Source organism: Kribbella sindirgiensis (assembly GCF_004331435.1).
Classification (GTDB): Bacteria; Actinomycetota; Actinomycetes; order Propionibacteriales; family Kribbellaceae; genus Kribbella; species Kribbella sindirgiensis.
Genome location: NZ_SJKA01000015.1, coordinates 53,348 through 66,859 on the forward strand (window position 1 = coordinate 53,348; position 13,512 = coordinate 66,859).

Here is a 13,512-nt window from a genome sequence, read left to right on the forward strand (position 1 = left end):
CGGGTCAGCCCTTGACGGCGCCGAGGGTCAGCCCGGCGACGATGTGCCGCTGGAGCGCGAGAGTGAGCAGGATGACGGGTACGGAGTAGACCGCCGAGAGCGCGGTCATTCCGCCCCAGTCGAGGCCGAACTGGGTCTGGAAGTTGGCGATCACGATCGGCGTTGTCTGGGCCCGCACTGACGTGAGCAGCAGTGCGAACAGGAACTCGTTCCAGGACGCGAGGAAGGCGAAGATCGCCGTCACCGCCAAACCGCCGGACACGACCGGCAGTACGACGTACCGGAACGCCTGCAGCCGATCGCTGCCGTCGACCTTCGCGGCCTCCTCCAGTTCGACCGGGACCGCCTCGAAGAAGCTCGACATCAGCCAGATCGACAGCGGCAACGAGATCGTCGTGTGCGCGATCGCCAGCCCGATCGTGGTGTCCGAGATGCCGAGCCGCCGCATCGTCTCGACCAGCGGCGCCCCGACCGCGATCGTCGGCACCATCCGGGTGACCAGCGCCGCGATCACGAAGACCCGCCCGCTCGGCGTTCGGTAGCGGGTGATCGCGTACGCCGCCGGTACGCCGAGGGCGAGTGAGAACGCCGTACTGAGCACCGCGGTCGCGACGCTGTTGATCAGCGCCGGTACGACGCCTTCCTTGCTGAGCGCCGCGACGTAGTTGTCGAGCGTCCACTGCGACGGCAACACCTGGGGCGGTACGGCGATCGCGTCGAGCGGCGTCTTGAACGACGTCAGCAGCAGGTAGACGAACGGGAATCCGTACAGCACCAGGACAGCGGCCAGTGCTGTCCACAGGATCACGCGCGCCGGACGGCGACGGGTCTCGAGGCCGTTCACGCTTGATCACTCCCGGGCCGCCAGATGGCGAGGATCGCGACCGTGGCGACCACGAGCATGCCGATCAGATAGACGGTGCCCATCGCGCTGGCCAGGCCGGGATCGCCGTTGCGCGTCATCGTGCGGTAGATCAGCAGGCTGAGCGTCGTCGTACTGTCCTGTGGCCCGCCGTTCGTCTGGATCAGGATGATGTCGAACGCGCGGGCCGCGTCGATGCCGCGGACGATGAGCGCCACGGCGATCACCGGTCGCAGCAACGGCAGGATGATCCGGAACAGCAGCGTCGGGAACCGTACGCCGTCGATCCGGGCGGCCTCGATGACGTCACCGGGCACGTTCTGCAGCCCCGCGAAGAGGACGAGCGTGATGAACGAGGTCGTCAGCCAGATGTCCGGCAGGGCCACCGAGAACAGCGCGATCTTCGGATTGCTCAGCCAGGCGATCTGGTCCGTGCTCTGCAGCAGGCCGGCCCGGCGCAACAGTTCGTTGAGGATGCCGAAGTTGTCGATGAGCAGGAATCGCCACAGCAGGCCGGCGACCACCGGGGCGACCATGAGCGGGTACATGAACACGGTCCGGAACACCGCCGACCGGCTGCCGAGCGCTGCGAAGACCAGCGCCACGGCGAGCCCGAGGGTGAATTCGAGCGCGACCACGATCAGCGTGTAGACGATCGTCCGCAGCGCGGCGCCCTGGAACGCCGGCGCGGCGAACGCGGTCGCGAAGTTGCCGAAACCCACGAACCGCCGCGGGCCGCCGGCGATCGGCGAGATCTCGTAGAACGCGTTCGTGACGAATCTGAGCAGTGGCCACGCCACGAAGGCGGCGAGGAACAGGGCGGCCGGCGCGATCAGTGCGAGGGCGAACCGGCGGTCGGTGAGGCGCACAGATGTGTCCCTACTTGACGATCGCTTCGATCTGAGCCTTCGCCTGTTTCAGCAGCGCGGCGTTGTCCGCGCCCTTCGCGACCGCCTTCTGCAGCATCGGCGTCAGCACCGAGGTCACGATCTCCTGCCACTTCGGTGTGGCCGGCCGCGCGATCGTCGCGGGAGACTTCAGCGTCGTGAGGATGGCCGGGTAGTTCTCGTGACCGGCGACGCCGGCCTGCGACTCGAACGCCGAGATCCGTGAGACCAGGCCCAGCGACGTCTTGATCGAGAGGTCGTTGTGCTCGTACGCGAACGCGATGAACTTCTTGGCCTCGGTCTGCTTCTCGGTTGCCTTGGGCACCGACAGGTACCAGGCGCCCGGTACGCCGGCGATACCGCCGGGCCCCGCGATCATCGGAGCGACACCGATCTTGCCTTTGACCGCGGCGTTGGCCGGGGTCTGGGTGTAGGCGTGTCCCCAGAAACGCATCATCGCGAGCTTGCCCTGGTAGAACAGGTTCTGCGCGCCGGCCCAGTCGAGCTGTGCGGCGCCGGGCGGTGCGTAGGGCAACAAACTGGTGTAGAAGCTCAACGCTGCCAGGTGATCGGCGTCATCGACGGTGACGTCGCCGCTCTTCGGATCGAGCACCATCGTCTTCTCGCCGGTCTGCGACACCGTGGCCAGCCATTCGGTCTCGACCGCGCCCTTCACATCGGTGCCGTACAGGTCGGTCTGGCCGTCGCGGTTCGTGTCGCGGGTGAAGAACTCGGCCACGTCCTTGTACTGCTTCCAGGTGGTCGGCGGCACCAGCGCGTACCCGTACTTCGCCTGGAAGGCGGCCTTCTCCTTCGGGTCGCCGAACAGGTCGGTCCGGTAGTAGAGAATCTCGGAGTTCGTCCAGACCGGCATGCCGACGTACGAGCCGCCGACCTGTGCCTCGGCCACCAGGCCCGGGAACAGATCGCTCTTCACGTCGTCGGTGAACAGGTCGTCGAGTGGCGAGACACCGGCCGAGAACGCGCTCAGCCAAATGGCGTCGAGGGCCGCGACGTCGAACGACGTCTTGCCCGCGCCGAGCTCGGTCTGGATCCGGTCGTAGAGACCGTCGTACGGCAGTTCGACCAGTTCGACCGTCGTCCCGGTGTCCTTCTGGTAGAGATCGGCGATCGGCTGGACCTCGGCCTTTCCGCCACCCTCCACCAGGACGGTGAGCTTGCCGGCGGCACCTTCCGAGCTGCCGCCGGCGCCGCATCCGGCGACGGCCAGGACCACGCTCGTCGCGACGGCGATACCCGTCATCGCGATCCGGACGCGACCGCTCGTACTGCGAAGCTTCATGCTCCCGCTCCGTTCAGGCTGGTGATTAAACGTTTTGGCAAAACGTCTTGGCTGCAGTGTTGGTCCGCCGGGGCCGGTCGGTCAACGCCAAACTTCCGCCAAACAGCTGCCAAAACTTTTGGCAGCGACGGCGACCTTGCCGCCGCCTGGCGGCGGTCCTAACTTCGGATCAGTTCCGCTGAGCCAAAACCTTTTGGCAACCCGAGAAGGAGCCGCCATGAACTCTCCCATCCCGCCCCTTCCCCCGCCCCCTCCCCTGTCGCGCCGGGTCTTCCTGGCCGCCGCGGTCGCCGCGAGCGCCGCGGGCTACCTCCGGCGGCCGAGTACGCCGGCCGCTGCCGCCGTCGCCGCCGACCCGCCGTCGCGACCGCACAACACGCTCCTCGGCGTCCTCTGACCGAACCCAGCTCACGCCTCCCGAAGGAGACGACGAATGCCCTCGACGATCTACGACGTCACCACCTGGACCATCCCCAGCAGCCCCTCGACGACCGCCTACACCGACATCGGCGCGATCGTGAACAGCATCATCGCCGATGTCAAGACGAACCAGCCGACGCAGGCCTCCAAGCCCGGCGCGGTGATCTACATCCCGCCGGGTGACTACTCGCTCAAGACGCGCATCGTGATCGACATCAGCTACCTGCAGATCAAGGGATCCGGGCACGGCTTCACGTCGTCGAGCATCCGGTACAACTCCGGCAACACCTCCAGCTGGCACGAGATCTGGCCGGGCGGCAGCCGGATCCGGGTCGAGAACACCGACGGGAACGCCGAGGCGATCCTGATCAGCCGCAGCGGCGATCCCCGGCTCAGCTCGATCGAACTGCTCGACTTCTGCCTGGACGGTGTCTCGTTCACGCCGCACCAGAACAGCTACCTCAACGGCAAGATCGGGATCCGGTCGGCCACCGCCACCGACTCGCTGCGGATCCGCGGTCTGGGAATGATCTACCTGGAGCGCGGGATCGTGATCACCGACGCCGACGCGCTGCACATCCAGGACAACTTCCTCTGCGAGAACGGCAGCTGCATCGAGCTCGTCAGCTCCGGCCAGGCCTGCCTGGTCAACGACAACATGATCGGCGCCGGCTACGTCGGCTTCTCGATCTTCGCCGAGAACCACTTCGGCCTGATCGTCTCCGGGAACAACATCTTCCCGCGCGGCAAGAGCTCGGTGCACCTGAAGAACAGCACGAACAACACGATCAGCGCGAACCGCGTGCACGCCTTCTACGCCGGGATGATCCAGCTCGAAGGCGCCTGCCACAACAACCTGATCGGATCGAACCACTTCCTCCGCGTGCCCGAATCGTTCCCCGCGATGACCGGCTACAACAACGGGCTCGACGATCTCTTCGGGCTCGTGCAGCTCAACGGCAGCGGCAACACCGTGGTCGGCAATCACTTCTCGTTCGACGTCCCACCCGCGAACATCACGCCGTCCGGAGCGACCCCGACGATCGTCCTGGTGAAGTCGGGGAGCAACAACTACGTCGCCACCAACCACACGGCCGCGAACGTCGCCGTACGCACCGTCGTCCTCGATGGATCGACCGTCAACACGAAGGTCCTCGACTGCGGCAGCGCGGCAGAGTTCCAGGCGCTGAGCGGGGCGACGTACGGGTTCCGGGCCACGCCGTGAGCCGGGCTGGGGACCGCGCACGACCGGTGACTGCGGGGCCGTGGGACAGGTTCTGGAGAGCCAGCACCTGATATTTCGGCTCTTGTGACCCCACACCCCCACAACAGCAGGTAATCCGCCCCAAACCAGTTCGGGGAGCCCTGCACCCCCACAACGGCACGTCATCGTCCCCAAACCGGTTTGGGGAGCTCTGTACCCCCGGGAAGTCGTGGGTGGGCAGGTGTGGGTTTGCTCTGCTGCCCGGACCAGGGGCAAACCCCGGACAGCGGGGGAAGCTGCCTGCAGATCGCGACAGTTTCTTTCCCGACAAGACAGCTCACTCGCTCCGACGACACGCACCGGCGTACCGGGAACAGGCAATGGTGACTGGGGACAGGCAATACCAGGTGCCCACCCACCATTGCCTGTTCCCTGATCCCAGACCGGGTGATCACCACCCACACATCGGACAGGAGAGCCGATATTTCCTGTCCGCAGCACCTAGCCTCGAGATTTCACCTTGTGGTGGTTGAGTACGGCGCGTAACGCACGGAAGTGCCTGTCCTGGCTGGGATTCTTGGGTTGTCGAAGCTCAAGAAGGTCCCTGCTGGAAAGGCACTCCGTAGGTGAAGCTTAGCGTGGTTCGTGGTGTGGTTTTGGATCCGGTCCGTGAGGCGTTGGTGTCGTCGGCTGGTGGGTTGTTGTTGCAGCAGACGGTTCGGGTGTCAGGGCTGCAGCGTGCGCTGTCGGCCGCGGTGGCTCCGTGGCGGTCTGAGCGGGCAACGCACGATCCGGGCAAGGTGCTGGTCGATCTCGCGCTGGCGGTTGCCCTGGGTGGTGACTGTGCGGCTGATGTGGCGGTCGTGCGGGCCCAGCCGGACCTGTTCGGGCCGGTGGCCTCGGATCCGACGGTGTCGCGGGTGATCGCGCGGCTGGCCGCGGATGCCGGGCAGGTGTTGCCGGCGATCCGGGCCGCGCGGGCGAAAGCGCGGGCGGCGGTGTGGGCGGCGGTGTGGGCGCGGCGTCGTCCGCTGGCCGGTGCTGCGGGGAGCCGGGACGGCGGTCTGGTGATCGTGGACCTGGACGCCACGCTGGTGGGTGCGCATTCGGACAAGGAGCGTGCCGCGCCGACCTATAAGAAGGGGTTCGGGTTCGCGCCGATGTGCGCGTTCGTTGATCACGGCGAGCACGGCACCGGTGAAGTACTGGCCGTGGACCTGCGGCCGGGCAACGCGGCGCCGGGCAACGCCGCCGATCACATCACCTGCCTGGACGCCGCGCTGCTACAGCTGCCAGAGACCGAGCGGTCCCAGGTGCTGGTCCGCGCTGACGCCGGCGGCAGCTCGAAGGCGTTCCTGCACCACATCACCGACCTCGATCTGGAGTACTCGGTCGGGTTCGGCGCGCTGGACACCGTGAAAGCCGCGATCGAGACCATCCCCGAGACCGCCTGGGTCGACGCCATCGACGGTGACGGTTCGCCGCGCGAGGGTGCCCAGGTCGCCGACCTGACCGACTGGATGCCCGACCCGACCGTGCCGACCCGTTCCCCGGCCCGGTTCGGTCCGCAGCACTGGCCGCACACCATGCGGGTCATCGCCCGCCGCGAACGCCCGCACCCCGGCGCCCAACTCCGGCTGACCGACCACAACGGCTGGCGGATCACCTGCTTCGCCACCAACACCGGTATCGACCCGACCGGGCGCCACGGCTGGCCTATCCAGGACCTCGAAGTCCGGCACCGGCAACGCGCCCGCGCCGAAGACCGCATCCGCAACCTCAAGGACACCGGCCTGCGCAACCTGCCCTTCCACGGCTACACCCACAACCAGATCTGGCTCGAGATCGCCGCCCTCGCAGCCGACCTGCTCACCTGGACCCAAACCCTCGCTTTCGACCACCACGAACCCGCCCGCCGCTGGGAACCCAAACGGCTCCGCCTCCGGATCCTCCACGTCGCCGGCCGCATCACCCGCACCGCACGCCGAAACCATCTCCGGCTACCCCGCGACTGGCCCTGGAACCACCTCATCGACACCGGCTGGACAACCCTGCAAACCACCTGAACACCCACACCCCGTCCCGACAACCAGGACCCGGAAAACCGGCGAACCACAGCGCCGGAGCCCCGCTACGCCCAGCCCGATCCCCCTCAAACCCCAACCCCTCAAACACTCATCAACCAGCCACATGAAACATCGAGGCTAGAAGGTATCTGCTCCCCCGGCAAGCGGCCGACCGCGCTCACGGGTAGCCGCAGTCCGCCGAAAACGGCAGCTCGACAGTACGTATACATCTACTACCCGCCTGTCCGCACCGGCCGGCGAGCCAGATCGCCGGACAGTGGACGTATACGTACTGTCGACCTGCACAAACCCGCAGCACAACCCGCCCGTGCTCTCGCCCCGGCTGCTCTATTGCCGAGGTTTGGGGCGGTTGGTGGGGATGGCGGTGAGGGGGTCTTCTGGCCAGGGGTGGCGGGGGTAGCGGGCTCGTAGGTCGGCTCGGACCTGGGGGTAGCCCTGTTTCCAAAAGGAGGCGAGGTCGCTAGTGATCGCGACTGGGCGTCTGGCGGGTGAGAGTAGGTGGAGCACGACCGGGACGCGGCCGTCGGCGACGGCTGGGGTGGTGGTCCAGCCGAAGACTTCCTGCAGTTTGACCGCGAGCACCGGTGGTTCGATGCCGTCGTACTTGAGTCGTACTTCGGAGCCGGACGGGACCTTGAGGCGTTCGGGGGCGAGTTCGGCGAAGCGGGATGCTGCGGGCCATGGGAGTAGTCGGCGGAAGGCCGAGGTTACGTCGATGTGGGCGAGGTCGCGGGAGGTTCGCAGGGAGGCGAGTTCGGTGCCTAGCCATTCGTCGATGTGTGTCAGTAGGGCGTCATCGTCGACTGCGGGCCACGGGGCGCCGAGGTGGGCGTGGCAGAACGCCAGGCGCTCCCGGAGGGCGAGGGCGGCGTCCGACCAGCGCAGTACGGACAGGCCGGTGCGGCGGATGCCGTCGCGGACGGCTGCTTGGACGAGTACGGGGTCGGGCTTTGCCAGCGGGGTGTCGTTGAGGACGATCGCGCCGAGGGCCTCGATGCGCCGGGTCACGATCCGGCCGTCGTCCCAGCGGATCTGGTCGGTGGTCGAGACGAGGTCGCCGGCGATGTCTCGCGCGGTCTGCTCGTCGATCGGCGCCGCGGAACGGATCCTCGCGTCGGCCCGCCCCGGCGCCCGATCCGCAGCCGCAATCGCCAGCCACGTCGTGCTCCGCAACGCCGACTGCGGATCCAGCACGGCACCCGTCCCACCAGACATCTGGTACGTCGCCGACTCCGCGCCCCGCACCCGGCCAATCCGCTCCGGATAGGCCAGCCCCACCACAACCCCCACCACAAGATCCTCCGCCACAACATCCGCCGCCCGCACTCCAACTTCATGTCCTGGCGTGGCTCGGGTGAGACGGGATTTTTCTTCTTGCCAGCGGGCTGTGGCGGGGCGGTTGTCGCCGCGGCGGAGGGATCGCCAGCGGGCCGGTAGGTCGTCGCCGAAGTCGCGGCCGGAGTCGTCCGAGAGCATCGCGACGATCTCGCGTGCCCGGTCGGCGCCGACCCGCGGCGTACCGTCCAGCAACGCCCGCGCCAACCGAGGATGCGCCCCGATCGCCGCCATCCGCCGTCCCCGCTCGGTGATCCGGCCGCTGTCGTCCACCGCCTCAAGTCGACGCAGCAACTCGGTAGCCGCCGTCATCGCCACCGCCGGCGGCGCGTCCAGCAACGTCAGACCGGCACCACCAGGCGCACCCCAAGCAGCCAGGTCGAGCGCGAAGGAGGCCAAATCCGCGATGGCGATCTCCGGCGCCGGATGATCGTCGAGATGGACATGATCGGCCGCAGACCAGCACCGATACACCCGGCCGGGCGCCTCCCGCCCGGCGCGACCTGCTCGCTGGTCGGCCGAAGACCTCGAGACCCGGCACGTGACCAACGCACCGAGACCACGGGACTGATCCATCCGCGGCTCCCGGGCCAGCCCCGAGTCGACCACCACCCGTACCCCGGGCACAGTCAGCGAACTCTCCGCAACCGACGTCGTCACCACGATCCGACGAGCGGCACCCGGCGCCAGCGCCCGGTCCTGTTCAGCCCTGGACTGACGACCGAACAACGGCAGCACATTCTCACCGGCCAACCGGCGAGTCACCCCGTTGATCTCGGCCTCCCCCGGGACGAACACGAGGATGTCGCCGTCGTTCTCGGACAGAGCACGCCGTACGACGGCTGCGACGTGATCCAGCAACCGCGGGTCGACCCGCCCGCCGGGAAGCAGCGGCACCGGGACGGGCGGTGGGGCCCACTCGACCGCCACGTCGTACAGCGCGGCAGACGCGGTGATCACCGGGGCCGGACCGTCCACGCCCAACGCGCCACTCAGCCGGACCGTGTCCGCCGTGGCCGAGGTCGCCACGATCGTCAGGTCGTCGCGAAGATTCGCCCGGATGTCGACGCAGAACGCGAGCAACAGATCGGCGTCGAGATGCCGCTCGTGGCACTCGTCGATCACGATCGCGGCGACTCCCGGCAGCTCCGGGTTCTGCTGCAGCCGCCGTACGAGGAGACCAGTCGTCACCACCTCGACCCGGAGTCCTGTGCCGCCGCTCCTTTCGCCGCGCATCGCGTAGCCGATCCGCTGACCGAGCGGTTCGCCGACCAACGTCGCCAGTCGCGCGGCGGCCGCGCGGGTCGCCATTCGTCGCGGCTCGGCGACGATGATCGTGCCGTCGAGCGCGTCCCCCAATGCCAGCGGCAATAACGAGGTCTTGCCTGATCCGGGCGGCGCGACCAGCACCGCCGTACCGCGCGAACGCACCGCATCGACCGTGGCAGGCAGGACCGCCCGGACGGGCAGATCAGCCCCCGGCACCGACGACTCAGGCAACAACACGCCCTGACGCTAACCGACGCCCACTCGCGGCAAGCCTTGGACCGGTCTTGGCCTAGGGTGCCGCGGTGCACAATTCGCTGCCTGGGTTTGCCGAGCTCCCTCCGCCCGCGGACGGTCCTGACCAGTTCCTGACGGCACTGCAGAACGCCGACTGGTCTGCGTTCGAGCCGTCCCGTGATCTGCCTCCACTGCGCACAGTGCTCGCCGAGCTCCAGCAGGAGTACGGCGTGACGGACGCGCACCGGTTCGCGACCGAACGGATCAGGTCGATGGGCGCGGTACTCCGCCACCCCGACGGTCACCTGGTCGAGATCGACGCCTTGGCCTTGAGCCCGTGCGGGCGCTACCTCGCGGTCGGCTCGTGGTGCGGCGACGACTACGAACGCGGCGGCGTACTGCAGGTCTGGGAGCTCGACACCGCGCGCTGCGTCAACAAACTGGACGGAGTTCCCGGTGGCGTCGGCTGGCCCGGGTACGCGCGCAGCATTCAGTGGTCGCCCGATGGGCGGCGGGTCGCGCTGGCGTTCAACACGAACATGGTGGGGTTGTGGGACCCGTTCGGCCCGGACGGCGAGGAGCCGATCGGCGACGCCTCGGTGACCGATGGCGGATCGCGCCCGCCGGAGTTCGCGTTCGCGCCCGACGGGAAGCACGCCTACATCGGGATGCGGGCGCCGCGTGAGGTGCACGGCTGCATCGCTCCGCTCGAACAGAAAGAGTTCTTCTACAACGCGTACGACGAGAACGGGCCGCAGCCGGCGTGGCTGGCCGAGACCCTGCCGCCGGCGATCAAGGCGCGGCTCGGCGAGAACGAGTTCTTCTTCGAGCAGGTCTTCTGGTCACGGGACGGATCGCGGATCTACGGGTACAGCCGACGTCAGTGGGCGGCGTCGATCGACGTACGCAGCGGTCAGGTGGTGTGGCTCGAAGGAGCGGAGACGCACGGCCAAGCGCCGGCCTGGAGCCTTGACGAGCGACTGCTGGCGGTTCATCTGGACGGGCGGCTGCTGATCGCCGACGCCCAGACGGGCGGGCTCGTGGGCGAGCTTCCGGGACTGCCCGGGGCTCACCTGTCCTGGGGCGCTGGTGGCCGGCTGGCCGTGGTCCTGACCGAGCACCATTTCCCTCGGGTGGTGGTGCACGACCCCGACGGGCGCAGTCACCATCTCCACGTGGCGCCGAAGGAACCGGACTGGGAGCTTCCCGATGTCACGGCTTGGGCCTGGTCGCCGGACGGCGAGTTCGCGGCCTGCCTCACCTCGGCCGATCAGATCGAGATCTGGTCACCCGGGGCCTACCCGGAGGCCGTCGACAGCTTCGACGTACCCGAGGACATCGCCGGTGTGCTCTGGGGTGCGGACGGCGTGATCGTCGCGGCCGGCCGGACCAGGCTGCGTTTCATCGAGGCCTCGACCGGTGACGTGCTCGGCGAATACCAGTTCCTGCGGGAGCCGTACGCCGCCCGTCCGCTCGAGCTCGACGGTGAGGACATCGGTGCCGACCTGCAGTACGAGGACCACGGCGACCCTTCGTTCGTGCTGGACGAGGACACCTGGGCGGCGGCGTTCGCACCGGGACTGGTGGTCGCACCCGACGACCGGCGCGACGATCTGGACGAGTTGCTCGCCTGGGTGGTCGACCGCCGGTACGCCTGGCCGACGTGGTGGGGCGAGCTGGACATCGTCCCGGACGCCGCAACCGCTGCAGCACGCCTTGGAGCGCCGTACGACGATTACCTCGAACCGTTCCTGAGCGCACCCGAGCCCGCGCCCGCCGAAACGTGGCCGCCGCCGAACACAGCGACCGTGGAGGACCTGTTCCAGGTCGCACTGGAGTCGGTCCGGCGGTTGCATACGGGCTGGGATCACCACGTGAGCGAGAGCCTCCGTTACGCGGCCCGGCTGCGTGCGCGGCGCGGTGAAGCGCAAGGCGCGATGGAGTTGCTGGCGGCCGTTCCCACTCCGGCCGAGCGACTCCGCGGTACGGCGGACGTCGCGCTGATCCTCGCCGCTGCAGGGCGACGCGACGAGGCCCGGGCCGTCTTCACCATCACGGACGCCGATGTCGACGGCGTACTGAACGAATACAACGTGGCGTTCCTCGCGTCATCCCTCGGGGGCGCGTACACCGCGCTCGGTGATGCCGCCCGCGGCGACGCCTGGTTCGCCCGCGCGCGAGCCGCGATCGAGCCCGAGACCAATCCGGGCGAGCATCGGCTGGCCGTTGCCTGGGCGCTGATCGAATGCGGCCGCGTCGACGACGCCCGCGCCGTCTGGCAGGGCGTCACCACCACGCCGTCGACGTTCTACTCCACACCGTTCCTGGCGTACCTGGTGCGAACAGGACAGGACGATCTCGCGCGCGAGCTGTTCACGCTGAAGAGCACATCGGGGACGGACTACGTGTCCTACGCCGAGGACGGTTCACAGGAGTACCTCGGGCATCTCGAGGAGGGCTGGTTCGACGGCTGGGAAGGCGTGGAGGTGCTCGCGAGCCTGGGGCGTCCGGATCTCGTACGGGACTGGGCGCAGGTGTTCGGCGACGGGTACGCGTGGGAGGACCTGCTGGCGAGGGCCGAGGCCGCCGCACGCGACCGCGGTCCCCGACCGAGCCCTGCCGAGATCTCGGGGCTGGTGGACGAGTACGGCACCGTGCTGAAGACGCCGCGTGCCAGGCGTGAGCACCCGACGCAGTTGCTCGTCCGGCAGGCCGCCCAATGCGGTCATCTCGGCGCGGTCCTGAACCTGATCCCGGCACTGCCGGACGACGACTTCAACGGTCAGGCCAGTTCCGCGTTCCACGCCCTCTGGATCGCGGCCACCGGCACCGACACCGAACCCTGGTAACCCGTCAGATGGGCAGCGGGTCGTAGTTCGCGCCGAACGGGGCATCGGGTCGCGCGAACTCGCCCATCAGAGCGCGCCGCAGGGGTGTGGTGCGCTCGAGGAACTCGGGGTCGTTGCCGAAGCGGTCGGCCGGGCGGACCCACGGCGGGCTGTAGACGTAGTGCGTCGTGTAGCGGTCCTGGTCGCCGTCGTGGCGGAAGGTTCGATGCCAGACACCGTTGTGGAACACCAGGGCGGCCCCGGCCTCGGCGCACACGACATGGCCGATCGCGATGTCGTCGTTGGGCTCGCGGACCGCGTCAGGCAGAGCGACCCGCGAGCGGTGGCTGCCGGGAATCAGCTCCATGTTGCCCATACCGGGCACCGTCTGATCCGTCAGCAGGAACGACACGCGGAGCTGAAGCAACGGAACCGGGTATCCCAGGTCCTTGAAGTCGAACGCGGACGACCCGTCCTGGTGCCAGCGGCCGTTCCCCGCGTGCGCCGGCTGCATGGTGTTCCAGCCGGCCTGCAGTACGAAGCGGTCGCCGAGCAGACCCTGCACCTTCGGCAGCACGTCCGGATGATCGATGAGCCGCTCGAGCACCGGCTCGTTCTCGTACGTCCGGCCGATCTGCCCGAACTCGCGATCGCGGTCCTGGTGCAGCCGCCGCGACACGTCGTACGCCTCGGCGGCCTCGTCCTTCGACAGGACGTCGGGGATCACGAAGTAGCCCCACGACTCGAAGATGAAGCGGTCGGTCTCGGTCAGCTGACCTTTGCCGACGACAGGATCGAGCATCACTCTGCCCTCTTCTTCATGATGATGGAAACGCTTCCGGATCTGGCGTCACCACCACCATCCCGCGTGGGACCGCGGCTAAACCTCCGGCAGGGCCCAGGTCCAGCGCCGTTCGGTGAGGGGAAGGGCGGCCGTGTCAAGAACCGCGCGTTTGGTCGCCGAAATCCACGACTCGAGGAACCGGCGGCACCGGCGGTGCCTGCGGTGCGGCCGAGGTGCGGCAGAGCCACCCACACATGCCGCACAAGAGCCTCATTTGGTGGGTGGACGTCCGAGATGCC

General features: G+C 68.3%; 9 protein-coding genes. 4 read left to right on the forward strand and 5 right to left on the reverse strand.

The window, feature by feature from the left end:
* Positions 1-4 precede the first annotated feature (4 nt).
* From E0H50_RS32560 to E0H50_RS32570, 3 genes are read right to left on the reverse strand one after another with little or no spacing between them, the layout of a single operon-like run.
* Positions 5-844: a carbohydrate ABC transporter permease gene (locus E0H50_RS32560; RefSeq protein ID WP_131294824.1), complete on the reverse strand. Its 840-nt coding sequence runs from the start codon at positions 842-844 to the stop codon at positions 5-7.
* Positions 841-1,731: a carbohydrate ABC transporter permease gene (locus E0H50_RS32565; RefSeq protein WP_131294825.1), complete on the reverse strand. Its 891-nt coding sequence runs from the start codon at positions 1,729-1,731 to the stop codon at positions 841-843. The genes E0H50_RS32560 and E0H50_RS32565 overlap by 4 nt, the downstream gene beginning before the upstream one ends.
* Positions 1,732-1,741: 10 nt before the next feature.
* Positions 1,742-3,052, reverse strand: a complete 1,311-nt coding sequence (locus tag E0H50_RS32570; RefSeq protein ID WP_131294826.1) for an ABC transporter substrate-binding protein — start codon at positions 3,050-3,052, stop codon at positions 1,742-1,744.
* A 217-nt stretch (positions 3,053-3,269) separates the two neighbouring features.
* Here E0H50_RS32570 and E0H50_RS32575 point away from each other — a divergent pair, with 217 nt between their 5' ends.
* The 3 genes from E0H50_RS32575 (at position 3,270) to E0H50_RS32585 (ending at position 6,742) form a co-directional block, all read left to right on the forward strand.
* Positions 3,270-3,449 (forward strand): hypothetical protein, encoded by a 180-nt coding sequence (locus E0H50_RS32575; RefSeq protein ID WP_131294827.1) that lies wholly within the window; start codon positions 3,270-3,272, stop codon positions 3,447-3,449.
* A 36-nt stretch (positions 3,450-3,485) separates the two neighbouring features.
* Positions 3,486-4,697, forward strand: coding sequence for a NosD domain-containing protein (locus tag E0H50_RS32580; protein ID WP_131294828.1), 1,212 nt, complete (start codon positions 3,486-3,488; stop codon positions 4,695-4,697).
* Positions 4,698-5,302: 605 nt separating this feature from the next.
* Positions 5,303-6,742, forward strand: a complete 1,440-nt coding sequence (locus tag E0H50_RS32585) for an IS1380 family transposase (protein ID WP_272948537.1) — start codon at positions 5,303-5,305, stop codon at positions 6,740-6,742.
* Between the two features lie 348 nt (positions 6,743-7,090).
* Here E0H50_RS32585 and hrpB read toward each other — a convergent pair whose 3' ends face one another.
* On the reverse strand, positions 7,091-9,604 hold the full coding sequence (gene hrpB / locus E0H50_RS32590; RefSeq protein WP_131294829.1) for an ATP-dependent helicase HrpB: 2,514 nt from the start codon (positions 9,602-9,604) through the stop codon (positions 7,091-7,093).
* Positions 9,605-9,669: 65 nt separating this feature from the next.
* Between hrpB and E0H50_RS32595 the strand changes: the two genes are divergently transcribed.
* The gene (locus E0H50_RS32595) at positions 9,670-12,450 is read left to right on the forward strand and encodes a WD40 repeat domain-containing protein (RefSeq protein ID WP_131294830.1); all 2,781 of its coding nucleotides are present in this window, start codon (positions 9,670-9,672) and stop codon (positions 12,448-12,450) included.
* Positions 12,451-12,454: 4 nt separating this feature from the next.
* On the opposite strand, the gene E0H50_RS32600 is transcribed toward E0H50_RS32595, so the two are convergent.
* Positions 12,455-13,231: a phytanoyl-CoA dioxygenase family protein gene (locus E0H50_RS32600; RefSeq protein WP_131294831.1), complete on the reverse strand. Its 777-nt coding sequence runs from the start codon at positions 13,229-13,231 to the stop codon at positions 12,455-12,457.
* Positions 13,232-13,512 lie beyond the last annotated feature (281 nt).